At 71.9% G+C, this 23,406-nt stretch carries 20 protein-coding genes; 7 read left to right on the top strand and 13 right to left on the bottom strand.

All coding sequences use genetic code 11. The annotated features are described in order from the left end of the window. Nucleotides 1–31 precede the first annotated feature (31 nt). Together DQ384_RS07590 and DQ384_RS07585 are read right to left on the bottom strand one after the other, a co-directional pair. The gene (locus DQ384_RS07590) at nt 32–748 is read right to left on the bottom strand and encodes an ABC transporter permease (RefSeq protein WP_147268685.1); all 717 of its coding nucleotides are present in this window, start codon (nt 746–748) and stop codon (nt 32–34) included. Nucleotides 749–810: 62 nt separating this feature from the next. Next, the gene (locus DQ384_RS07585; protein WP_114027963.1) at nt 811–1,536 is read right to left on the bottom strand and encodes an ABC transporter ATP-binding protein; all 726 of its coding nucleotides are present in this window, start codon (nt 1,534–1,536) and stop codon (nt 811–813) included. A 163-nt stretch (nt 1,537–1,699) separates the two neighbouring features. Here DQ384_RS07585 and DQ384_RS07580 point away from each other — a divergent pair, with 163 nt between their 5' ends. Then, nucleotides 1,700–2,920 (top strand): sensor histidine kinase, encoded by a 1,221-nt coding sequence (locus DQ384_RS07580; RefSeq protein ID WP_114027962.1) that lies wholly within the window; start codon nt 1,700–1,702, stop codon nt 2,918–2,920. A gap of 88 nt (nt 2,921–3,008) precedes the next feature. Continuing rightward, a complete protein-coding gene (locus DQ384_RS07575) occupies nt 3,009–3,689 on the top strand; it encodes a response regulator (RefSeq protein WP_281274016.1) in 681 nt (226 codons plus the stop codon). Between the two features lie 61 nt (nt 3,690–3,750). Here DQ384_RS07575 and DQ384_RS07570 read toward each other — a convergent pair whose 3' ends face one another. The 5 genes from DQ384_RS07570 to DQ384_RS07550 form a co-directional block, all read right to left on the bottom strand. Continuing rightward, the gene (locus DQ384_RS07570) at nt 3,751–4,401 is read right to left on the bottom strand and encodes an SRPBCC family protein (protein ID WP_114027960.1); all 651 of its coding nucleotides are present in this window, start codon (nt 4,399–4,401) and stop codon (nt 3,751–3,753) included. A 3-nt stretch (nt 4,402–4,404) separates the two neighbouring features. Continuing rightward, nucleotides 4,405–4,767: an ArsR/SmtB family transcription factor gene (locus DQ384_RS07565; RefSeq protein WP_114027959.1), complete on the bottom strand. Its 363-nt coding sequence runs from the start codon at nt 4,765–4,767 to the stop codon at nt 4,405–4,407. A 61-nt stretch (nt 4,768–4,828) separates the two neighbouring features. Then, nucleotides 4,829–5,920, bottom strand: a complete 1,092-nt coding sequence (locus DQ384_RS07560) for a prenyltransferase (protein ID WP_245966295.1) — start codon at nt 5,918–5,920, stop codon at nt 4,829–4,831. Next, on the bottom strand, nt 5,917–6,630 hold the full coding sequence (locus DQ384_RS07555; protein ID WP_114027958.1) for a class I SAM-dependent methyltransferase: 714 nt from the start codon (nt 6,628–6,630) through the stop codon (nt 5,917–5,919). The genes DQ384_RS07560 and DQ384_RS07555 overlap by 4 nt, the downstream gene beginning before the upstream one ends. Before the next feature lie 61 nt (nt 6,631–6,691). Beyond that, nucleotides 6,692–7,981, bottom strand: a complete 1,290-nt coding sequence (locus DQ384_RS07550; RefSeq protein WP_245966294.1) for a glycosyltransferase family 4 protein — start codon at nt 7,979–7,981, stop codon at nt 6,692–6,694. 320 nt (nt 7,982–8,301) lie between these two features. Between DQ384_RS07550 and DQ384_RS07545 the strand changes: the two genes are divergently transcribed. Further along, nucleotides 8,302–9,324 (top strand): GDP-mannose 4,6-dehydratase, encoded by a 1,023-nt coding sequence (locus DQ384_RS07545; RefSeq protein ID WP_114027956.1) that lies wholly within the window; start codon nt 8,302–8,304, stop codon nt 9,322–9,324. A gap of 19 nt (nt 9,325–9,343) precedes the next feature. Here DQ384_RS07545 and DQ384_RS07540 read toward each other — a convergent pair whose 3' ends face one another. Next, nucleotides 9,344–10,627, bottom strand: a complete 1,284-nt coding sequence (locus tag DQ384_RS07540; protein ID WP_114027955.1) for a mannosyltransferase family protein — start codon at nt 10,625–10,627, stop codon at nt 9,344–9,346. Nucleotides 10,628–10,951: 324 nt separating this feature from the next. Here DQ384_RS07540 and DQ384_RS07535 point away from each other — a divergent pair, with 324 nt between their 5' ends. Further along, nucleotides 10,952–11,887: a hypothetical protein gene (locus tag DQ384_RS07535; RefSeq protein WP_114027954.1), complete on the top strand. Its 936-nt coding sequence runs from the start codon at nt 10,952–10,954 to the stop codon at nt 11,885–11,887. A 177-nt stretch (nt 11,888–12,064) separates the two neighbouring features. On the opposite strand, the gene DQ384_RS07530 is transcribed toward DQ384_RS07535, so the two are convergent. Further along, complete coding sequence (locus DQ384_RS07530) at nt 12,065–13,753, bottom strand: serine/threonine-protein kinase (RefSeq protein ID WP_181871079.1); 1,689 nt, start codon at nt 13,751–13,753, stop codon at nt 12,065–12,067. Between the two features lie 192 nt (nt 13,754–13,945). Between DQ384_RS07530 and DQ384_RS07525 the strand changes: the two genes are divergently transcribed. Further along, entirely contained in the window at nt 13,946–15,625 is a 1,680-nt protein-coding gene (locus tag DQ384_RS07525) for an LLM class flavin-dependent oxidoreductase (protein ID WP_114027952.1), read from the top strand. Between the two features lie 119 nt (nt 15,626–15,744). Here the strand turns inward: DQ384_RS07525 and DQ384_RS07520 are convergent, their stop codons facing one another. The 4 genes from DQ384_RS07520 to DQ384_RS07505 all read right to left on the bottom strand — a co-directional run bounded on the left by DQ384_RS07520 (nt 15,745) and on the right by DQ384_RS07505 (nt 20,902). Continuing rightward, nucleotides 15,745–17,883 carry a multicopper oxidase family protein gene (locus tag DQ384_RS07520; RefSeq protein WP_220182812.1) on the bottom strand — a complete coding sequence of 713 codons (2,139 nt, stop codon included), beginning with the start codon at nt 17,881–17,883 and terminating at the stop codon, nt 15,745–15,747. Next, nucleotides 17,880–18,320, bottom strand: coding sequence for a DUF6220 domain-containing protein (locus DQ384_RS07515; RefSeq protein ID WP_114027951.1), 441 nt, complete (start codon nt 18,318–18,320; stop codon nt 17,880–17,882). Before DQ384_RS07515 ends, DQ384_RS07520 begins: the two co-directional genes overlap by 4 nt. 470 nt (nt 18,321–18,790) lie before the next feature. Beyond that, a complete protein-coding gene (locus DQ384_RS07510) occupies nt 18,791–19,543 on the bottom strand; it encodes a maleylpyruvate isomerase family mycothiol-dependent enzyme (RefSeq protein ID WP_114027950.1) in 753 nt (250 codons plus the stop codon). A 156-nt stretch (nt 19,544–19,699) separates the two neighbouring features. After that, nucleotides 19,700–20,902 carry a cytochrome P450 gene (locus tag DQ384_RS07505; RefSeq protein ID WP_114027949.1) on the bottom strand — a complete coding sequence of 401 codons (1,203 nt, stop codon included), beginning with the start codon at nt 20,900–20,902 and terminating at the stop codon, nt 19,700–19,702. Between the two features lie 278 nt (nt 20,903–21,180). Here DQ384_RS07505 and DQ384_RS07500 point away from each other — a divergent pair, with 278 nt between their 5' ends. Both DQ384_RS07500 and DQ384_RS07495 read left to right on the top strand, forming a co-directional pair. After that, nucleotides 21,181–22,059, top strand: coding sequence for a fumarylacetoacetate hydrolase family protein (locus DQ384_RS07500; protein WP_114027948.1), 879 nt, complete (start codon nt 21,181–21,183; stop codon nt 22,057–22,059). Then, nucleotides 22,056–23,402, top strand: coding sequence for an L-fuconate dehydratase (locus DQ384_RS07495; protein WP_114027947.1), 1,347 nt, complete (start codon nt 22,056–22,058; stop codon nt 23,400–23,402). The genes DQ384_RS07500 and DQ384_RS07495 overlap by 4 nt, the downstream gene beginning before the upstream one ends. Nucleotides 23,403–23,406: the final 4 nt, after the last annotated feature.

Raw genomic sequence — 23,406 nt, 5'->3', positions numbered from 1 at the left:
CCCGACCACCGACCCGACGAGTCCTCGATGCTCAGCTGATCTCCGTACGGTGTATGCGCAGCAACCCCAGGGCGGCCGGCAGGGCCACCCAGAGCAGGCACGAGGTGACGAACCTCGCCCACTCCTGCCCGGTGACGCCCGGCTCGGCCAGAGGGACGCGTGCCCGTCCGATATCGAGCCACTGGGCCGCCGTGTCAAGCCCGGGCAGGAGCCCAGCGGCGAGGGTCCACGCGATGGGAAGCGCGTAGAAGGTCACGATCGCCGGGGCCGAGTTCAGGAGCAGCAGGCCGAACGCCGTGCCGCACAGCATGGTCACGCAGTCGACCAGCAAGAGTTGGGCGACGACGGCGCCGGACAGGTCCCATCCGCCGGTCGTCCGGTCCAGGATCCCGCCGACCGCGAACCCCGCGACCCCCGTCGCCAGGCCGACCGCCGTCGCGCCCGTGGCGAGCAGGCACGCGGCGAGGATCTTCGCCGCGACGACCCGGCCTCGGGCGGGGACGAGGATGAACGTGCTCAGCGCCGTTCGCTGCGACCACTCGCTCGTCACCGACAGCACGCCGAGCACGGGCAGCAGCACCGAGGCCGGCAACTGCGCGTCCCCGGCCAGCGACCCCAGCGTCCTGGCCTCTCCGAAGGCGAGCCGCGCCGCGACGACGGCGAGCGTGAGGACGGCGACCGCGACGATCAGCCGGAATCCGGCCCGCGTGTCGGCCGCCTTGCGGAGTTCGACGAGGGTCAGGCGCATCGGCGAAGGCCCGGTGGCGGGCCGGCGCGCGGGGCGATCGGCTCCAATTGACGCGGTGCCGCTCACTGCTCGACCTCCTCGATGACGTGCCGCCGCCCGGTGAGGCGCAGGAACTCCTCCTCCAGGTCGCCGCCGCCCGCCAGGATCTCGTCCCGGCCGCCCCGGCCCACGACACGCCCGCCGGCGATCACGACGAGCCGGTCCGCGGTCCGCTCGATCTCGTGCAGCAGGTGGGAGGACAGCAGGACGGTCCCGCCTCGGGCGGCGTGCTCGCGCAGCAGGTGGCGCATCCACCGGATGCCCTCCGGGTCCAGGCCGTTGGCCGGCTCGTCGAGGATCAGCACCTCGGGCTCGCCGAGCAGCGCGTGCGCGATGCCGAGACGCTGGCGCATACCGAGCGAGAACCCGCGGACCCGCTTGCGCGCGGCCGGGCCGGCCAGCCCGACGAGGTCGAGCAGCTCCTCGACACGGGCGCCGGCGACGCCCAGCACCTGGGCCGACAGGGCGAGCACCTCGCGGCCGGTCCGCCCGGCGTGCTGGGCGGAGGCGTCGAGCAGGACACCGACCCGGCGGCCGGGTACGGGCAGGGACCGGTAGGGCACACCGCAGACGAGGGCCTCGCCGGACGTCGGCGGGGTCAGCCCGCAGATCATGCGCAAAGTAGTGGATTTGCCGGCGCCGTTGGGCCCGAGGAATCCGGTGATCGTCCCCGGCTCGCATCGGAACGACACGGCGTCCACGGCGATCTGGTCGCCGTACCGCTTGGACAGATGGTTGACCTCGATCATGCGACCAGGCTGCGCGCTGGACCGTCCCCGGGGCATCGTTCCCCGGTCAGCCGGTTCCGGGCCGAAGGGAGAGGCCGGGCGCCCGGCCACCCCCGACTTTGGTCGGCACCGGGCGTGACTTCGGGCGCTGCCCGTCACAGGGCGCGGCACGTACCCTGAGATCATGTCCAGCCAGGCCGGTCCCGCCCTACCGGACGCCCGGATCGATCCGCCCCCCGAGTCTGTGCCGACGCTCGGCCGGGACGGATGCGCGGCGCGAGCGGGCGACGTGACATGCGTCGTGCTGTCCTTTGCCTTCGGGACGCTGTTGCTGCGGGTCGGGGACGCGTCCGCGGATCCCTCGCCGACCCCGACATGGCAGGTCGACGCCGCGATGGGCACGCTGTGCTGCCTGAGCCTGTGGTGGCGCCACCGGTGGCCGCTGGGGCTGGCCGTGGCGCTCACGCTCGTCGGTGCGGTCTCGGCGATGACGACGGCGGCGCTCGCCGTCGCGGTGTTCACGGTCGCCGTGCACCGCCGCGCCCTGGTCGCGCTGGTGCTCGCCGTCACGAACGTCGCCATGGTCACCGTCTACTTCATGCTCCAGGATGACCCGAAGTTCCCGGTCTGGGTGGACTTCGCGGTGCGTGGGGGGATCTTGGCGGCCGCGGTGGGGTGGGGGATGTTCGCCCGGGCGCAGCGTCAGCTGGTCGCCTCCCTGCGCGAGCGCGCGGCCCGCCTGGAGGCCGAGCAGCACCTGCGTGTCGAGCAGGCGCGGCTGACGGAGCGGACGCGCATCGCGCGGGAGATGCACGATGTCCTCGCCCACCGCCTGTCCCTGGTCAGTCTGCACGCGGGGGCACTGGAGGTGCGCATGGACGCGCGGCGGGAGGAGGTGGCGACCGCGGCGGGGGTGATCCGCGCCAACGCGCACGACGCGCTGCAGGAACTGCGCGCGGTGATCGGGGTTCTGCGCGTGGGCGTCTCCGGGCCGCCCGAGCGCCCGCAACCCGGCCTGCCCGACGTGCCGGAACTGGTGGAAAGCGCCCGCGCGGCCGGCACCCGGGTCGCGTACGCGTGCCCGGCCGGCGCTGCGGACGGGCTGCCGTCCGCCGTCGGCCGTACGGCGTACCGGCTCGTGCAGGAGGGGCTCACGAACGCGCGCAAGCACGCGCCCGGCGCGGCGGTCGACGTGCTCGTGGACGGCGCCCGCGGCGAGGGGCTGCGCGTGCGCGTCACCAACCCGCTCCCGATCACGCCCCCGCCGGAGGGGGTGCCCGGCGCGGGCATGGGGCTCGTCGGCCTGCGCGAGCGCGTTACGCTCGCGGGCGGCCGCCTGCACCACGGGGCCGAACCTGACGGCCGCGGCTTCCGGCTCGAGGCGTGGATGCCGTGGCCCGCCTGAGCCGCGCCCAGCGTCGCTCCCGTGTCCGCGCCCGCCGGCCCCGGTCTTGTTTCCGTACGGCCATGCCGATCAGGCGGACGGAGCCGCCGTGCTGACCGGCGAGGGTGAAGGCCCGGCGCCGATCCGGCTGGCCATCGTGGACGACGACCCGCTGGTCCGGGCGGGCCTGGTGATGCTGCTGGCCGCCGCGCCCGACATCGAGGTGGTCGCCGAGGCCGGGGACGGCGCCGAGGCGGACGCGCTGGCCGACGCCCACTGGCCGGACGTCGTCCTCATGGACATCCGGATGCCGCGGGTGGACGGGCTGGTCGCGACCGAGCGGTTGCGGTCCCGGGCGAGGCCGCCGCATGTGATCGTCCTGACGACGTTCGACGCCGACGACCATGTGCTGCGCGCCCTGCGGGCCGGGGCCAGCGGCTTCCTCCTCAAGGACACTCCGCCGCGCGACATCATGCGGGCGATACGCACGGTGGCGGCCGGCGAGGCCATGCTCTCGCCGTCGGTCACCCGGCAGTTGATCCAGCACGTCGCCGATCCCGCGGCCGCCTCCCGGCGCGACCATGCGCGGTCTCGGCTGGGCCTGCTCACCGGCCGGGAGCGGGAGGTGGCGATGGCCCTCGGCCGGGGGTGCTCGAACGCCGAGATCGGGGCCGAGCTGCGCATGACCGTGCCGACCGTCATGGCGCATGTCTCGCGGGTGCTGACCAAGCTCGCGCTGAACAACCGGGTTCAGATCGCGCTGCTCGTGCACGACGCCGACGTCACCTGATCGACCGCCGGGCCCGCCCAGGCGCTGATCCGCGCCGCGTGCGCCGGGGAAGCGGGAGCCCTCAGGCTTCGGGCGCCGCCTCAGGGGGAGCGGTGTACGCGGCCGCGACGCGCTCGGCGGCGGCGGTGGCCGTCGCCTCGTCCTGGCCGCCGGCGATGTCGGCGTCGCGCCAGCCTGCGCTGCTCAGCGTCACGAACAGTCTGCCCTCGTCGGAGGCCATCCACGCGGCGGCGCCCTCGGGCGTGACGCCCTCGCCGGAGCCGAGGTGGGAGGCCAGGCCCAGGAGCCCCATGTCCCAGCCGATGCCGACCGCGCCCGGCCCGAACGTGTCCCAGTGCTCGTCCACGTCGGCCGCGGGCACGATGTGCTGGAGCTCGAACCGCGTGCCGTCGCCCTCGGGGGAGACGGTCACCTCGATCCAGCTCATCCCGCCGCCGTACTCCCAGGTGGCGGCGAAGCTCTTCGGCGGGTCGCACCGCTCGATGGTGCCGCCCGCGTTGCCCTCGAGCTGGTAGCGCCCGCCGAGGCGCAGGTCGCCGGAGACGGGCAGGAACCAGCGCGGGATGCGCTCGGCGCTCGTGCAGGCGTCCCACAGGTCTTCCACCGTGGTGGCGTAGACCTGGCTGACGGTCATGACGCGCGCCTCACCCGCTTCGAGCGTGCGGGTGCCGACGTGGCGCTGGACGGCGTTGATCTGCTCGCTGACTTCCATCGTTCATTCCTCTGGTTCGGGGTCTTCGCCGTGACCGCGCAGCCGGCGTTCGCGCTTGCCGCGGGCCAGTTCCGTTCCCAGCGCGTCGAGCTTCGGGGCCCAGAAGCGCCGGAAACGGTCAAGCCAGGCGTCGATGTCGCGCAGCGGCTCGGAGTTCACCGCGTAGAGGCGGCGGACCCCGTCCGGGCGTACGGTCGCGAAGCCGTTGTCCCGCAGCACCTTGAGATGCTGCGAGACGGCCGGCTGCGAGATCCTGAACTCCTCCTGGATGACCGCGCAGACGGCGCCGGAGGTCTTCTCGCCGTCGGCGAGCACTTCGAGAATCCTGCGCCGCACCGGGTCGCCGAGCACATCGAACGCATGCACCCTTGTTTTCTACAGCTTCCCGCTTATATAAGTCAAAACGTATATTCCCAAGCCGTGGCGCTCAGGTGCGGCTCGACGCCCGCGAACAGCCGCAGGAGCCGGGGTCCACGACGGGGATCGCGTACCGCCCCGCCTGGCGGAACAGGTCCGAGCCCGGCGTCGTGTCCGACAGCGCGTCGGCGGCCAGGATCACGGCCGCCGCCGTGTACGCCGACTGCTCGTTGGGGAACCACGCCTTGTTCACGAACTGCCAGCCGGTCCAGTACGACCCGTTCTCGTGGCGCATGTGCTGCATGTCGGCGAAGACGGTCAGCGCGCGCTCCCGGTCGCCGGTGGCGTCCAGCGCCATGGCAAGCTCGCAGGACTCCGCGCCCGTCACCCACGGCTGGTCCGACACACAGCGCACGCCGAGGCCCGGCTCGACGAACGTCTCCCACTGCCGGTCGAGCCGCTCCCGCGCCGCCGCGCCGCGCACCGCGCCGCCCAGGATCGGGTAGTACCAGTCCATCGAGAACCGGCTCTTGTCGGCGAACGCCTCCGGGTGCGCGGCCAGCACGTGCCCGAGCCGGTCGGCGGCCAGCTCCCAGTCCGGGTGCGGGTCGCCCAGGTGCTCGCCGAGCAGCACGCCGCACCGCAGCCCCTGGTAGATGGACGAGCACCCCGTCAGCAGCGCGTACGCCGCCGGCAAGCCCGAGGGCGAGCGTTCCCAGATGATCTCGCCGCGCGCGGTCTGCAGGTCGACGACGAAGTCCAGCGCCCTCCTGACCACCGGCCACATGGCGCGGGTGAAGTCCTCGTCCCCCGTGACCAGCAGGTCGTGCCACACGCCCACCGCGACGTACGCGGCGTGGTTGCTCTCGCCGTTCGCCTCGGCGGCCTCGCCGCGCACCATCTTCGCCGGCCACGAGCCGTCGGGCCGCTGGGTGCGCGCCAGCCAGTCGTACCCCTTCCTGGCCTCGGCGTTGAGGCCCGCCACCGTCATCGCCATCAGGCACTCGACGTGGTTCCACGCGTCGACGTGCCCCTCCGGCCACGGGACGCCGCCGTCGGGCTCCTGGACGGCCGCGATGCTGCGCGCGGTGGCGACGACCTGCTCCGCCGTGAAGACTCCGGGGACGGCCGGCACCGCGCCCCGGTCCCGGCCCGCGGTCAAGCGGGCTTCCGGACGTAGAGGACCACGCTCTTCCCGATCAGAGGGTTGAGCACGGACTCCGCGATCCGGGTCAGGGCGGGACGTTTCATGATGTCCCAGACGAGCAGCTCGTGGTACGCCTTGGCCAGCGGGTGGTCGTCGTCGTTCACGCCCACCGCGCACTTGATCCACCAATAAGGGGAGTGCAGCCCGTGCGCGTGGTGGTGCGGGCCGACCACCAGGCCCGTCGCCTTCAGCTTGGCGGTCAGCTCGGCGAGCGTGTAGATGCGCACATGCCCACCGGGAGCGGTGTGGTATGCCTCCGACAGCGCCCAGCAGATGCGTTCGGGCAGGAAGCTCGGCACGGTGACGGCCGCGAGCCCTCCCGGCTTCAGCACCCGGTGGATCTCGCGCATCGCCGCCATGTCGTCCGGGATGTGCTCCAGCACCTCGGCCGCGATCACCCGGTCGAACGACGCGTCGGGGAAGGGCATGGCCAGCGCGTCACCGGTCACGGTCTCGGCGGTGGCCTCCGGCGGCGCCTCCCCGGCCGTCTCCATGGCCGCGAACATGCTCGCCACGCTCTTCAGCTCGTCCGCGTCCTGGTCGAAGGCGACCACGTCCGCGCCGCGCCGCAGGACCTCGAAGGCGTGACGGCCACCGCCGCACCCGAGATCCAGTACGCGGACGCCCGGCCCCACCGGGAGCCGCCGGAAGTCGACGGTCAGCACCTACCGCTCCCCTTTCACCGTCTCGTCACCGTTTCGCCCCGCACGTTCGCCGCGCGGGGGTTCACCGCGTCGCCTTCGCGATCTCGCGGGCCGCGATCGCCTCGCGGTAGGCCTCGACGGTGCGCTTGGCCACGACGTGCCAGGTGTAGCGCTCCATCACCCGGTCGTAGCCGGCCCTGCCCACCCGCTCGCGCTCCGCGGGCGAGTCGAGCAGCCGCAGCAGCGCCGCGGCCAGTTCCTCGGGGTCGCCCGGCGGCACCTGGACGGCCGCGTCCCCGACGACCTCGGGCAACGCGCCCGTACGGCTGGCGACCAGCGGCGTCCCGCACGCCATGTGCTCGACGGCGGGCAGCGAGAAGCCCTCGTACAGCGACGGCACGACCGAGATCTCCGAGGTGGCGATCAGCTCGCCCAGCTCGTCGTCCGAGATGCCGTGGACGAACCGGACGCGGTCCCCGAGCGCGAGCTCCTGGACCAGCTTCTCGGTGGGGCCGCCGGCCGTTGGCTTGCTGACGACGGTCAGGTTCACGTCGCGCTCGGTGGCGAGCTTGGCCACGGCGCGCAGCAGGGTGGCGACGCCCTTCATCGGCGAGTCGGCGCTGGCGACGGCCACGATCGACCCCGGGCGCTTGGGCAGGTGCGGGCGCGGGTGGAAGTACCGCGTGTCGACGCCGAGCGGGATCAGCCGCATGCTGCTCTGCGGCACGTTGAAGTCGCGGTGGATGTCGGCGAGGCTGGACTCGCTGACCGTGAGGATCGGCTTCAGCCGCGGCGCGACGATGCTCTGCATGCGGACGAACCCGTACCAGCGGCGCAGCGAGAGTTGCTTGCGCCACGGCGCGGCCTTCAGCTCGATGCGGCGGTCCACGCTGATCGGGTGGTGGATCGTCCCGACGACGGGGAGCAGTTTCTGGATGCCGAGCAGGCCGTAGCCCAGCGTCTGGTTGTCCTGGACCACGTCGAAGTCGCCCTGGCGCTTCTTCAGCTCGCGCAGCGCGCGCAGGCTGAACGTCAGCGGCTCGGGGAACCCGGCCGTCCACATCGTGGCGACTTCCAGGACGTCGATCCAGTCGCGGTACTCGGCGAGTGCGGGGGTGCGGAAGGGGTCCTCGTCGCGGTAGAGGTCGAGGCTCTCCAGCTTGTTCAGCACGACGCCCTCGTCCAGCTCCGGGTAGGGCGGGCCGGAGATGACCTCGACGTGGTGCCCGAGCGCGACGAGCTCACGGCTGAGGTGGCGCAGGTAGACGCCCTGCCCGCCGCAGGTGGGCTTGCTCCGGTACGACAGCAGGGCGACGCGCAGCCTGCCCTCACCGGACGCCTCGTGCTCTCGCCCGTCGTCTGGAACCTGCACGGACACCCCTTTCGAGAGCGGTGCTCGGTACCCGTGTGGAACGTGTACCGCGAAGGCCGATCTTAGTCGCGACCCTACCATCTGGTAACTGACGCACCCTTAACATGGAATTGTGCCTCAAACCGCCCCTATGTACTGCGAACTGGGCGGTCACCCCGACCGAGCGCCGCTCGGTAGAACCGGTTCTAGGGTGGTCGGCCGCGTGATCGTGAACGGCCCATGGCGCTTGCCGGGAGCCAGGGAGGTACATTCGCGTCTTACAGCTCATAGTTCGGGCGAAGCCACCCAAGCCGCCTAGCCCGGAGACCAAGGAGGACCCGTTGGCCAGGCGTGCGCTGATCACCGGCATCACCGGGCAGGACGGCTCCTACCTCGCCGAGCACCTGCTCGACCGGGGGTACGACGTCTGGGGGCTCGTCCGCGGCCAGGCCAACCCGCGCGTCGCCCGCGTCCGCAGGCTGCTCCAGAAGGTCGAGCTCGTCCGCGGCGACCTGCTCGACCAGGGCTCGCTCATCTCCGCGGTCGAACGCGTCCAGCCCGACGAGGTCTACAACCTGGGCGCCATCTCCTTCGTCCCCATGTCCTGGGAACAGGCCGAGCTGACCGCCGAGGTCACCGGCATGGGCGTGCTGCGCATGCTGGAGGCCATCCGGGTCTGCTCCGGCATCACCTCCTCGCGCAGCCCCGGGTCGGGGCAGATCCGCTTCTACCAGGCGTCGTCCTCCGAGATGTTCGGCCAGGTCCGCGAGACCCCGCAGAACGAGCGCACGCCCTTCCACCCGCGCTCGCCGTACGGTGTGGCCAAGGCGTACGGGCACTTCCTCACCCAGAACTACCGCGAGTCGTACGGCATGTTCGCCGTCTCCGGCATCCTCTTCAACCACGAGTCGCCCCGGCGCGGCGCCGAGTTCGTCACCCGCAAGGTCACGCTCGGGGCCGCCCGCATCAAGCTCGGCCTCGCCTCCGACCTGCGCCTCGGCAACCTGGAGGCCCGCCGCGACTGGGGCTACGCCGGCGACTACGTCCAGGCCATGCGCCTGATGCTCCAGGCCGCCGCGCCCGAGGACTACGTGATCGGCACCGGCGAGACGCGGTCGGTCCGCGAGCTCGTCGTCGCCGCCTTCGAGGCGGCCGGCCTCGACTGGGAGCGGTACGTCGTCGTCGACCAGGCCCTCCACCGGCCCGCCGAGGTGGACCTGCTGTGCGCCGACCCGAAGAAGGCCCGCGTCCAGCTCGGCTGGGAACCGTCGGTGTCCTTCGAGCAGCTCGTCGCGATGATGGTCGAGTCCGACGTCCGCCTCCTGTCGGAGGGCAGCGACCCGGAGCAGGACTCCTCCTGGTAGTTCCCGGCGGCGGCTTCGCTCAGCCTATCCAGGCGCCTGTGGTGAAATTTCCGACGTTGATCGCCATGACCGGGAGCATCACGGCCATGCTGACGTACCAGACCCATGGCCTCCGCACGCCCGCGACGCCGAGCGCGATCCACAGCGGGAACCAGGTGAGCGACGCGCGTCCCACCGACATGTAGAAGCTGGACATGGTCAGGAACGACAGCGCCTGCGGCGTCATGTACGCCAGCTCGGGCCAGCGGCGGCGGACCGCCACGCAGATGGTGACGACCAGCAGCACGGCGGCGGCGATGATCTCCTCGTAGTAGGACGTGGTCAGCGAGGGAACGTCGTCGGACATGTCGAGGGTGTTGAGGAACGCCTCCCACGGCCAGACGGTGTGCCGTCCCCAGTACTGGTCCTGCACCGAGTTGTACGCCAGCCAGTCGCCGGTGCGGGTCCACTGGTAGAACGCGTAGGCCAGCACCGGCACGCCGGGGAGGGCCAGCCAGGGCAGCTTGCGCAGGGCGCCGGGCGCCCTGCCGCCGTTCTCGGCCACCAGGAACATGACCAGGATGCCGAAGGCCAGGAACAGCCCGGAGATGCGGACGCCGGCGGCCAGGGCGGCGCAGAGCGCGGCGTCCTCCCACCGCCCCCTGCGGGCCAGCGCCCACGCCGGGATCGCAAGCGCCAGGAACAATGCCTCCGAGTACCCCGTGTAGAGGAAGGCGGCGAACGGGCTGAGGAACAGCGCGGCCACGGCGTACCCGCCGCTGCCCTCCCGGTACGACTCCGCCAGCCGCGACAGCGCCACCGCCAGGACCGCGCTCGCCACCAGGGAGATCAGGACGGTGGCCAGCCGCCCGTCGTGGACGACCGGCCGTAGGATCCTGATCAGCAGCGCCATGCCGGGGAAGAACGCGGGCAGCTTGCCGCTGTCCTGCATGCCCGGCGGCCCGTCGTAGCCGTAGTCGGCGATGGCGATGAAGTTCCCGGCGTCCCATCGTGTCAGCCGGTCGAGGAACGGATCCGTCGTCCGCCCCGGCCCCGCCAGGTAGGTGTAGATCAGGAACCCGACGTGCGACACGAACCAGATGAGCAGCGCCCGCCGGTCGCCGAAATCGGTGACGAACCTCGGCACCCGGCGGCGTACGTCCGCGTCGTGCGGAGTTTCGTCGGGAGTGCCGTCCGGAACGCCGGGCGTGCGGTCCAGGTCGCCGGACCCGTTCTGCGGCGCGATGGTCTCGGCCCGGCTCCCGTCCGTCGCCGCCTGGCCGGTGACGACCTCGGCGGCGCCCGGTGGCATGCGCTCGGTCACGGGCAAATACTCATATACCCCGGAAAATCATGGCAAGTAGCCGCGGGACATCCACTATCTACCCGCGGAACCCTCTTCCCGGGCGTGGGCCAGGTTCTCCCGGAGAGTCCTGGTCAGGGGATCGTCAGAACCCAGAGTTCCGTTCGGCGACGGCGTGTTCCTCGGCTCGCGGGCCTGAACCGTCGCCGTCCGCGTGAGGACGGATGCCGACGAGGTGACCCGGAGCTCGATATTGCGTAGTTGCGCCGGAAGATGCGGATTTGTGCCGGAAATGGAAAGTGCGCGGCAACCGCGTTGTAAGCGGGTTCTCGAAGAATGACGGGCATGACGAACTTCTCCGCATCGCGCCTTCTCGCACCGGTCCGGCACGGTGCCGTCGTCCTCGCGCTCGCCGCCCTCGCCGGGTGCGGCCTCGCCGGTGTCGGAGGCTCGGGTGGTGACGCCACCCCTTCCGCGCAGGTGAACGGAGGCGCCACGACCGCCCCCGTCGAGAGCACTCCCGTCCCGAGCGAGAGCACGCCTGTCGAGAGCACCCCCGCGCAGACGGAAAGCACGCCGGTCCAGCCCGAGAGCACACCCGTCGAAAGTGGAACCGCCGACAAGGCCGCGGCCCCTGTCGCGCCCGGCGGCACCCTGGTCGACGGCAGCACGGTCTCGTCCGAGCTCACCCGTGCCGGGCAGAAGGACAAGTTCACCCTGGACCTGGGCGACGCCCGGGAGTTCTGGGTCACCGATATGGAGGGCGCCGACATCCAGTTCCAGGTGTTCTCGGAGGTGGACGGCGAGCCGCTGGGGCCGGCGCCCGCCAGCCTCAGCTACGGCACCTCGCTGTTCAAGCTGACCAAGGTGGGCGGGCACCGGCTGGAGGTCTGGGGCGGCACGAACGTCGTCGGGCCGTACAGCTTCCGGATCGCGACCGTGAAGGTGCGCACGTTCCCCGCGGCGATCGGCCTGAAGATCGGTGAGGGCAGCCCGGCCGGAGCGGGACGGCTGGACCCGCCCGGGCGGATCGACCGCTTCGAGTTCGATGCGGACGGCGCCACCGCCATCAAGATCATCGGCGGACAGTGCGGCGACATCGCGATGGAACTCTTCGACGCGGCCCAGAAGAGCGTCGCCGAGGCCCGTCAGCCTTACCCGCTGTGCGGCAACGAGTTCGAAATCCCCCTGGCGAGCGGCACGGGTCGCTACGCGCTGGTCGTCAGGTCACCGGCGGCCAAGGCCGGGACGTACTCGTTCCAGATCGTACGCGCAGGTTGAGAAGCCGACTCCGTGCCGCTTGAACGATCAGGGACGGCACGGACGGGGGCTTGAACGGCGAAAATGACGGACCGGTTCCGAACGCGGGACCGGTCCTGACCGCGCGGACCGGTCTCCAACACTCGGGGCGGCGCGGACGGGTCTGGAACGCCCAGGGCGGTGCGGACCGGCTGAAGGTCAGGGGCGGCGGAGGCTTCCGTGGTACTCCACCCCTCCTAAGCCCTCCTGACCCACATAGTCCAAGGTCCCGGGATCCTTGAGTGTGAGGGTCACGTCCCCTCCGAAGCACTGGTCCTGCTGCTCCACCGTGAACAGAAGCACCGTGGCGCTCGTGGTGTGGGTCAGCGTGGCCTGCTGCCGGCAGGCGTCGTGCGTCCACTGGGCGGTGCGCTGTCCGTCCTGCAGGGTGACGGTCAGGTTGATCTTGTTCTTACGGTTGTCCTGGGACTCGATCCATCCCGCCCAGGTCCCCGCGAAGGCCGCCGGAATGCCGTCGCCCTGGACGGGAGGCGCGGCCGACGTCGGCCCGGACGCCGGTTCCGAGGCGCTGGCCGGATCGGACGCCTGAGCGGGCGCCTGCCCTTCCCCTGTCGCGCCCGGTGCCGAGGACGACGCCGTCGTCGTTTCCTGGCCTGTGGCCCCGCCGGATGCCGCCTGATCGGTCCCCTGGCTTCCTCCGGGCGAGCCGCCGATCGTCCCGTTCGCATACAGCACACCCGCCGTGGCGACCGCCGCGAGGGCCACGGCGGCGACGGTCAGCGGTACGGCGCGTCCGGCCCTTCGCGTGCTCTGCTCGCGGTACGGCGTCGCCGGATATGTCCCGACAGCTCCTTGGGGAACTGTGGTGCCACGGACGGTGGTCGCGCCTCCGGGGTCGGCCGGGAGCACCCTGGTCGCGCCGGGCCCGTGCGGACCGGCCACGCCGGGACCGGGCGGACCCGGGACGTGATGCGCGGCCTGGCCGGTGCCGTGCGGACCCGTCACCTGCCCGGCCGGAACGGCGCCGTCCCAGCCCGCGGGGACGTATGCGGTCGGGACCGGGCCGACCTCGGGCACGGTGACGGTGGCGGCTCCCGGGTCGACCAGGCGGACCAGGAGCGACCGCGCCGACGGGCGTGCCTGCGGATCCTTGGCGAGGCAGGTGGCCAGCGTCGCGCGCAGGCTCTCGGGGACGCCGCCCAGGTCGGGGTCCTGGGTGAGGATGCGGTTGAAGACGGCGGCGATCGTGTCGCTGCCGAACGGCGCGCGGCCGGTCGCGGCGAAGACTATGGTGGCGGCCCAGGCGAACACATCGGCCGCAGGGGACCCGTGCACGCCCTTGAGCTGCTCGGGCGCCATGTACGGCGGGGTGCCCGACAGCGCCGAAGGGGCCGTGCTCGCGTCCAGCGGCTGGGCGATGCCGAAGTCGACCACACGCGGGCCGTCCGGGCCGAGCAGCACGTTGGCCGGCTTGAAGTCGCGGTGGACGACCCCGGCGCCGTGGATGGCGGCGAGGGCGGAGGCCGTGCCGATCGCCAGCCGGTCGAGGTCGCCGTCCCGCAGCGGACCGCCGTCCCGCACCCGCTCCTGTAAGGACGGGCCCGAGACGAACTCGCTGACCACGTACGGATCGGCCCGGTCGAGGTCGGCCGCCAGCACGCGGGCCGTGCAGAAGGGCGCCACCCTGCGCGCCGACTGCAACTCCCTGGCCAGCCTGCGGCGGGTGTCCGGATCCGCGCCGCCCTTGAGGACCTTGACGGCCACGCGCTCGCCGCCCGGGGTCAGCCCCTCGTAGACGATCCCCTGCCCGCCCTCACCGAGGCGCCCGACGAGCCGGAACGCGCCCAGCGCGGGGGGATCCCCCGGCTGCAGGGGGCCAGGCGCCATGAGCTCCTCCATGCACGTCGACCGCGGGCTCCAAGCGTATCGACGCGAAGCCCCGGCCACTATGGACCTTCGCCTTGCGCGGGGTTCGGTCGGGGGATTGGTGAGATGGTAAACCTTCTGTTTGACAACTCTTCTGTTTGGCATAACATCTGCGGTGCATCGACTACTTTGACGGAGACGACGGGAAGCGACATGGCCGACTACGGGCACGAGCTGCTGTTCGGAACGTTCATCACCCCAGACGCGGGCCAGGCCGATCGCGTCGTCGCGCTCGCTCGGCTGACCGAGCAGGTGGGCCTGGATCTGGTGACCGTCCAGGACCATCCCTACCAGGCGCGGTTCCTGGACACCTGGACGCTGCTGTCGGTCATCGCCGCCGCTACGTCGACCGTGCGCGTCTCCCCGAACGTGGCCAACCTGCCCCTGCGGCCCCCGGCCGTGCTCGCCCGCAGCGTCGCCACCCTCGACATCCTCAGCGGAGGGCGGGTGGAGCTCGGCCTCGGCGCCGGGGCGTTCTGGGATGGCGTGGCCGCGATGGGCGGACGGCGGCTCACCTCGGCCCAGGCCGTCGATGCCTTGGAAGAGGCCATCGAGATCATCCGGGCGATATGGTCGCCCGACGGCGGGACGGTCCGCGTGGACGGCGCGCACTACCGCGTATGGGGCGCCCACCCCGGCCCCGCACCGGCCCACGACGTGGGCATCTGGGTGGGCTCGTACAAGAAGCGCATGCTCGCGCTGACCGGACGGCTCGCCGACGGATGGCTGCCCAGCAGCCCGTACGCGGGGCCTGGCGAGCTGCCCGCGATGAACGCGATGATCGACGAGGCCGCGCTGGAGGCCGGGCGCCAGCCCTCCGACGTGCGGCGGCTGTACAACGTCAGCGGCACGTTCGACGGCCGCGGGACCGGCTTCCTCGACGGGCCCGCGCACGTGTGGGCCGAGCAGCTCGCCGAACTCACCCTCACGCAGGGCATGAGCGGCTACATCCTGATAGGCGACGACCCGGACGTGATCCGCCGCTTCGCGGCCGAGGTAGCCCCCGCCGTCCAGGAGCTGGTCGCGACCGAGCGGGCCGGGCGGACCGACCCGCCGCCGTCGGACGACCCACGGCCGGGCAGCGCGGCCGATGACCGGGAGCAGGCCGTGGTATCCGCGACCTCGCCGGACGCGTCGTCACCGAAGGCGACCTCGGCGGCCACTGCCTCACCGGCCACCGCCTCGTCCACCTCCTCCAGCTCGGCCATCCGCGTCCGGCCCGCCGTCCCCACCTCGGCGCTCGCGGTCGTGCCGACCCCGGACGACGGCACCCGGCTCAGCGACGTGCGGGTCTGGGACGAGACGACCCGCCCGACCGGCCCCGCGCCCGACCCGAACCGCCGCTACACCGCGCACGAGCAGGCCGCGGGCCGCCACCTCATCGACGTGCACGACCACCTCCGAGAGGAGCTGCGCACGCTGCGCGGGCTCGTCGAGCAGGTGGCGGCCGGAACGATGGACCCCGGGACGGCCCGCTCCCAGATCAACGAGATGACCATGCGGCAGAACAACTGGACGCTCGGCGTCTACTGCCAGCAGTACTGCCGGGTGGTCACCACCCACCACACCATGGAGGACGTCGGCGTCTTCCCCCACCTTCGCCATGCCATGCCCGAGCTCGCGCCGGTGGTCGACCGGCTTGAGCGGGAACACCACGTGATCCACGACGTCCTCGAAGGCGTCGACCGGGCGCTGGTCGCGCTGGTGACCGAGCCCGATGGCCTGAAGTCCCTCCAGGCCGCCGTGGACCTCCTCACCGACGCCCTGCTGTCCCACCTCTCCTACGAGGAACGCGAACTGGTCGAACCCCTGGCCCGCCTCGGCTTCTCCTGACCGCTCCCGCGAATCGCCGCCCCGGCCATGAGTTTCGCGGCCGTCCGCCCGTCGCCGGCCTGCCACGTGGTCGGCGATGGGCGGCCGCCCCGGGCCGTCCGCGGGCGCTTGGCCTCTGGTCAGCCGCCGTGTGCGCCGTGGAAGGGGGTCGTCACGCCGTCGTAGTCGAGGTGGAGGGCCATGCCCATGTCCGCGTGGCTGAGGTTGTGGCAGTGGTTCATCCAGATGCCCGGATTGTCGGCGCGGAAGGCGACCTCCCAGACCTGGCCGGGCTGGACGTCGAACGTGTCCATCCACAGGGGAGAGCCGGACGGTTCGCGCCCGTCGCGCGACAGGACCAGGACCGTGTGGCCGTGCAGGTGCCAGGGGTGCGTGTCGCGGCCCCTGTTGACCACGGTCATGTGGACGAGGTCGCCCTTGCGGACGAGCTGCGTCGGGATGGACGGGAACGCGCGGCCGTTGACCGTGTGCGCGTACATCGGGCTGCCGTTCGAGAAGGCGAGGCCCCGGTCCAGGACCATCGTGAACCGGCGGTCGAAGCGGTCATCCGCGCCGAACGGCGTCGGGGCCGGGCCGCCGTAGGACAGAGGGTCGAACTCCGGCCAGGCGGCGGTCTTCTCGGCGGGAGCGGCCGGCGCCGGGCCACCGGGCGTGAGCGTGAGGGCCGGGCGGTCGTCCACGAGAAGGACGGCTTGGCCGGGCGGCATGGGGAAGACGAGGTCGTAGCGTCCCCCGGCGGGGAGGCGCAGGCGCGTCCGGTTCAGCTCGCCCGGCCGGTTCAGGTCGCGGCCGTCGATGCTCGCGACCCGGAACGCCGCGCCGCTGAGGGCGAACCCGCGCGGCGTGTTGTCGGTGTTGACCAGCCGCAGGCGTACGGGGCTGCCGGGCGCGACCTGCCGGGTGAACGGGCGGTCCTGGTCGCCGAGCGCGGTCGTACCGGCGAAGGTGTGCGCCGGGAGGGTGAGATCCACGGCGTTCCGTGCGCGCGTACCGGACGTCTCGCCGGTGCCGGTGCCGGTCGTCTCGGCGGGGGTGCCGCCGGACGCGGGGCGCGGAGACACCACCAGCGTTCCGTACAGGCCCATGCGGACGCCCAGGTCGGAGACCTCGTGCGTGTGGTACCAGTACGTGCCGGCCTGTAGGGCGCGGAAGCGGTACGTGAACTCCTGGCCGGGCATGACGGCCTCCTGGGTGAGGCCGGGCACGCCGTCCTCGCCGGCGGGGACGTCGTAGCCGTGCCAGTGGAGGGTCACGCCCGAGGCGATGTCGGCGTTGTGCAGCTTCACCTCGACGAGGTCGCCCTGGGTGGCGGTGATCGGAGGGCCGGGCACGGTGCCGTTGAAGGTCCACGCTTCGACCTGACGCCCCGAGGCGAGCCGGACGGTCGCCGTGCGCGCGGTCAGGGCGTACCGGCGAATCGTCCCTCCCGGCTCGGGCGTGGAGGGGCCACGGAACGCGGTCACGGGCTGGTCGGGGGCCGTGTGGGACGACGCGCTCGTCACGGTGCCGGAGGGCATGCCGGGCATCGCATGAGATGGTGCGCCGGAAATCGCGCTGGGCGACATTTCCGGCATGGTGGCGCCTGAGGAGTGGGCGCTCGCGGGGCCGCCGCCGGTGTCGATCGCGTCGGCCGGGACGAACGCCAGCCCGGTGCCGGCCAGGCCCACGGCGACGGCCGTGGCCACGGTCACGCGCGCCAAGGGCAGGCGTCCGGCCACCATGCGCCAGGTCGCCAGGATCGCCGCCGCCGTGAGGGCCACCGTGATCAGGGCCGCGCCCGGCGTCATGGGATAACCGATCAGGAGCGAGACCACAGGGCCCGCCGCCGCGGCGTACCCCGCGCCGAAGAGCGGCACGACGACCCGCGCGGGGGCGCGTGAGTCGGTGAGGCCGGGTGCTTCGGCGGCGTCGCCGGGACCACCCGGAGCGCCGGAACCGCCGGACGCGTCGGCGGATGCTGCCGTGCGGCGGCGGGTGGCCGCGAGCAGGCGGGGGACCGCGAGGACGGCCCCAGTCAGGGCACCGATGAGCGCCAGGGGCAGGGTGAGGCTGAGTTTCTCCTGGACGAACCACCAGCCGGCACCGGCGAGGGGGATCGTCAGCGCGCAGCGGGCGAGGGTCGCGGCCAGGGCCAGGGCGGCGAGGGGGAGGGCGACGAGCGAGCGGTGTGCCGCCGCCGTCGCGCCCGCGCCCAGCCAGCCCGCCGTGGCCACGACCCCCGCGAGCAGGTCGAGGACGAGGAGCGTCTCGACCGTCATGCGACGCGTGCGGCGGTGCCCGGGGCGGGCGTCGTGCTCGCCGCGAGCAGGCGTGCCTGGCGGAACACCATGCCGCTCACGCCCATGATGGCGAGGCCGTTGAGGGCGTGGAGTCCCAGGATGACCAGGCTTCCTGTGGTGGTGTTGTCGGCGCTGTCGTTGAGCGCGTCGCCGAGCACGATGATCAGCACCTGCACGATGACCAGGCCGAGCGGCAGGATGGTCATCCCGATCAGGCGGCCGGGGGCCTTCGCGACGGCGGCGGCGATGGTGGCCAGCAGTGACAGCACGGGGATCACCATCATCCCGGTGAGGCTGTGGAGGCTGAACGAGCCGTCCTCCTGCGGCTTGTCGAACGCGCCGACGGCCGCGAAGTAGAACTGCGCGATCACGGCGAGCAACAGCAGGCCGGCGAGGACGGCGTAGACCCTGCGCACGGTTCCCCCTTTTTCTAGGCTTCATTAGGTGGTCACCGTGGATGGTGTCCCAATCGCCGTCCCGGGGCGTCCCCCTCGCAGAGGCCGACCGCCTACGCCACCGGGACCGCGGGCCCGCCCCTCCTGTACGTCCCCGGGAGTAGTCCGCGGCCGGTCCCGGTCGATACAGGGTCGCTACAGGGTCCCTGAACGGGTCGATACGGCGCCGGTACAGCTGGTGCTGTGAGCACGAACGTTCACCGGGTTCTCGCCGCACGAAGGCGCCGACATCACCGTCGTCCCTTCTCGCCGACCGGCGCCGGATACGAAGACCCACACCGGCGAAGGAATCGGACGAGCCGGTGAACCTGTGCGGTCACCGCACTGGCGAGCCGGTGAGCCTTCGTGGTCACCGCCCTAGGCGCCCGCGAGGCGGAGGCGTTCGGCGAAGGCCGGACATCTCGTCGCGTAGCCCCGCCGCGTCGGCGGCGTCAGGGGCGTCCGGAGTACGTCCGGTAGATGTTGACCTCCGGCGGAAGGCCCAGCTCGGACGGGTCCACGCGACCGGTGGCGACGAGGACGAAGCGCAGCGGGTCGGTGAGGGGCGTCGCCGGCGCGTCGTCCGCCTCTCCGAACACGAGCTCCAGCACGGCGTCCGCAGCCCCGTCCGCAGCCCCGTCCGCGGTGCCGTCCGTGGTCGGGTCGGGGGCGCGGAGGAGGACGCGGGCGGGGCCGAAGCCGGCCCGCTTCAGCCGGTCCTCCATGTGCGCGACGCTGGCGGCCAGCGCGGGACCGCGGCCGGACGGCAGGCCGAGGGCCGTCCGGATGTCGTCGGTGTGGACGTACAGGTCGTTCCACAGGCGCCGGTAGCTCTGCTCGAAGGTGTCGGCGCCGATCCCGCTCGGCGCGCGCCAGGTGTCCTCGCCGAACCCGTCCAGGAAGCGCCCGATCGCGGCGGCCGAGCCCCTGAGGCTCTGCGCCATCGCGGGCGGGGACAGTTCGCGCAGGTCGGCGGCCTGCTGGTCGCCGGTGCGGCTGCCGACGGCGCCGCTTGCGACGTCGGACGCGAGTCCGGTGACGTGCCCGGCGACGTCGCGCACCTCCCAGCCCGCGCAGCGGGTCGGCTCGCGCCACTGGCCGCCGGTGAGGTCCTCCAGAAGGGAGGCCAGCTCTTCGTACGACGCGGCGAGCCCGTGGGCGATCCGCGCGCCGCGCGGGCCGCCGGCCGTGAGCGTGGGGGACATCTGCGCCTCCGTGGGTACGGATGATCGGGCGCGCTCATCGTAAGGTGCGGCGCCCGCCCGCGGGCAGACGCGCGGGCCGTAGCCGGGGCCCCTAACCTGCCGGACCCCGGTACGGCCGGACTTCCGCAAGGGGCCCGGCGACGGCGGTGACGGCCGTCACACCTCCACGGGAAGCGTCTTGATGCCGTTGATGAAGTTGGAGCGCAGCCGCTTCGCCTCGCCGGTCTGGCGCAGGTTGGGCAGGCGCTCGGTGACGACCTCGAACAGCACGCGCAGTTCGAGCTTGGCGAGGTGGTTGCCCAGGCAGAAGTGGGCGCCGCCGCCGCCGAAGCCGATGTGCGGGTTGGGGTCGCGGGCGATGTCGAAGGACGCGGGGGCCGCGAAGACGTCCTCGTCGCGGTTGGCCGACGAGTAGAAGACGACCACCTTGTCCCCTTCCTTGATGTGCTTGCCGCGCAGGACGGTGTCCCGGGTGGCCGTGCGGCGGAACAGGTTCACGGGGGAGACCCAGCGGACGATCTCGTCGGCGGCGGTGCGGGTGAGGGAGTGGTCGCGGACGAGGCGCTCCCACTGGTCCGGGTGCTCGAAGAGCGTGAGCATGCCGCCGGACGCCGCGTTGCGCGTCGTCTCGTTGCCCGCGACGACCAGGAGCAGGACGAACAGGTCGAACTCGCTCTCGCTGAGCGTCTCGCCGTTCTCGTCGGGCTGGAGCAGCTTGGTGACGATGTCGGGGCGCGGCTGCTCGCGGCGCTCGGCGGCGAGCTTGTTGGCGTAGGCGTAGACCTCCATCGCGGCGTCGGCGCCGTCGGTGGGCGCGCCGGCGTAGTCCGGGTCCTCGGCGCCGATCATGCGGTTGGACCACTGGAAGAGCTTGTCGCGGTCCTCGACGGGCGCGCCGAGCAGCTCGCAGATGACGTACAGGGGGAGGGGCGCGGCGACGTCGGTGACGAAGTCGATGGCGCCCTTCCCGGCGACCTCGTCGATGAGGCCGTGGCAGATGTCGCGGATGTGGCTTTCGAGGGCGTTGATCTGCCGGGGCGTGAAGCCGCGGTTGACCAGGGACCGCCTGCGGGTGTGCTCCGGCGGGTCCTGGTTGAGCATCATCAGGCGCTGGAGCTCCAGCTGCTCCTCGGGGACCTCGTTGAACAGCGCCAGCTTCTTGGCGGAGGAGAAGAGGTCCGAGTTGCGGGAGACGTGGACGACGTCCTCGTGCTTGGTGATCGCCCAGAACCCCGGCCAGCCGCGCTGCTCGTCACCCTCGTGCCAGAAGACCGGGTCGTTGTCGCGCAGCCACTTGAGCTGCTCGTGCGGCGCGCCGTCGCGGGCGTAATGGTCCTGGTCGACGAGGTTGATTTCCATATGACCACCCAGAGGCTCGATCGGCAGCTGCTCGGAGAATTCTAGAACGTGTTCTATGGCGGGGACACGGGCGTACAACCCGCCGTCGCGATGCCGGTGCCGCGACCACGGCGCATGGCGGACCGTATCCGGATCGTCACCTTGCGAATCCCGGGGGCGGCGTTCGTTATGAAATAGGCATCGGACGAATGATCCCAGCCCCCACCTGCACTCTTGACGCTGGCCTATCTCCGCGTAGTCTTTCCTCTCAAGACATCGGATGATTACGAGGGAGACGTGTGAAGCTACTGCGAGTCGGACCGCCCGGGGAAGAGCGCCCCGCCGTCCTCGACGAGGCCGGACGAGCTCGTGACCTGCGAGGACTGCTCGGCCACGAAGCAGACTTCGACGGGGCCTTCTTCGCTTCGGGGCAGACCGCACGGATCGCGAACGCCCTGCTGTCGGACGAGTTGCCGCTCCTCGGCGGGGACGGAATCACCGGCACCCCGGAATCGCGCATCGGTCCGCCCATCGCCAGGCCGGGAAAGATCGTATGTATCGGCCTCAACTATCGTGACCACGCCGAAGAGACGGGCGCGGCCCTCCCCACGGAGCCGATCATCTTCATGAAGGCCCCCAACACCGTGGTGGGCCCCGGCGACGAGGTGCTGATCCCGCGCGGCAGCGTGAAGACCGACTGGGAGGTCGAGCTCGCCGTCGTCATCGGCGCGACCGCCCGCTACCTGGGCTCCCACCAGGAGGCCCTCGCCTGCGTCGCCGGGTACGCCGTCTCCAACGACGTCTCCGAGCGGGAGTTCCAGCTCGAACGCGGCGGCCAGTGGGACAAGGGCAAGTCGTGCGAGACCTTCAACCCCCTCGGCCCGTGGCTCGTGACCGCCGACGAGGTGCCGGACCCGCAGAGCCTCGGCCTGCGCCTCTGGGTCAACGGAGAGGTCCGGCAGGACGGCGACACCAAGAACATGATCTTCGGTGTCGCCGAGGTCGTCCGCTACGTGAGTCAGTTCATGGTCCTGGAGCCCGGTGACGTGATCAACACCGGGACCCCCGCCGGCGTCGCCCTCGGAATGCCCGATCACCCGTACCTCAGGAAAGGCGACGTGGTGGAGCTGGAGATCGACGGCCTGGGGCGTCAGCGCCAGATCGTGGGACAGGCATGAGCGGACCCGTCATCACCGCGCTGGAGACCCACGACGTCCGCTTCCCGACCTCGCGGGAGCTCGACGGGTCCGACGCGATGAACCCCGACCCGGACTACTCCGCCGCGTACGTCGTCCTCAGGACGACCGGCACGGTGGACGGGCACGGGTTCGCCTTCACCATCGGCCGGGGCAACGAGGTGCAGACGACCGCCATCAGGGCGCTCGCACCCTACGTCGTCGGCAGGGGGCTAGACGACCTGGGCGTGCTGTACAAGGACATGGTGAACGACTCCCAGCTCCGATGGCTGGGCCCGGAGAAGGGCGTCATGCACATGGCGATCTCCGCCGTGGTCAACGCCCTGTGGGACCTCAAGGCCAAGCTCGAGGGCAAGCCCCTGTGGCTGCTGCTCGGTGAGATGTCCCCCGAGGAGATCGTCTCGCTGGTCGACTTCCGCTACCTCACCGACGCGCTCACCCCCGACGAGGCCCTGCGCATACTGCAGGAGGCCGAACCGGGCCGCGCCGCGCGCATCGCGGCCCTCAAGGTCGACGGCTACCCCGCGTACACCACCTCCCCGGGCTGGCTGGGCTACGACGACGACAAGCTGCGCCGTCTGTGCAAGGAGGCCATCGAGGCCGGGTTCACCCAGATCAAACTGAAGGTCGGCGCCGACCTGGAGGACGACCGGCGGCGCATGCGCATCGCCCGCGAGGTCTGCGGCCCCGGGTTCCGCATCGCCGTGGACGCCAACCAGCGCTGGGACGTCGGCTCGGCGATCCGCTGGGTGAACGAACTGCGGGAGTTTGACCCCTACTGGGTCGAGGAGCCGACCAGCCCGGACGACGTGCTGGGGCACGCCACCATCGCGCGGGCGCTCGCGCCGGTCAAGGTCGCGACGGGCGAGCACGTCCAGAACCGCATGATCTTCAAGCAGATGCTGCAGGCCGGGTCGATGTCGGTCGTGCAGCTCGACGCGGCGCGCGTGGGCGGCGTCAACGAGAACATCGCGATCCTGCTGCTCGCGGCCAAGTTCGGCGTGCCCGTCTGCCCGCACGCGGGCGGCGTCGGGCTGTGCGAGCTGGTGCAGCACCTGGCGATGTTCGACTACGTGGCCGTCAGCGGCACCATGCGCGACCGGGTGATCGAGTACGTCGACCACCTGCACGAGCACTTCGCCGACCCCGTGGTGATCGTCAACGGCCGCTACCAGGCGCCCCTCGCGCCCGGGTTCAGCGCCGCCATGCTCCCGGAGTCGATCGCCGACCACCTCTACCCGGACGGCCCGGTCTGGAGGGACGAGGTGGCGGGCGCGAGCGTGGCCACGGTGACGGAACTGCCGGGCCGGGAAGGAGCGGCGTGATGGG

Origin of the sequence: Sphaerisporangium album, assembly GCF_003323745.1 — a bacterium.
Classification (GTDB): Bacteria; Actinomycetota; Actinomycetes; order Streptosporangiales; family Streptosporangiaceae; genus Sphaerisporangium; species Sphaerisporangium album.
This window is presented reverse-complemented; position numbering and strand designations above follow the sequence as displayed.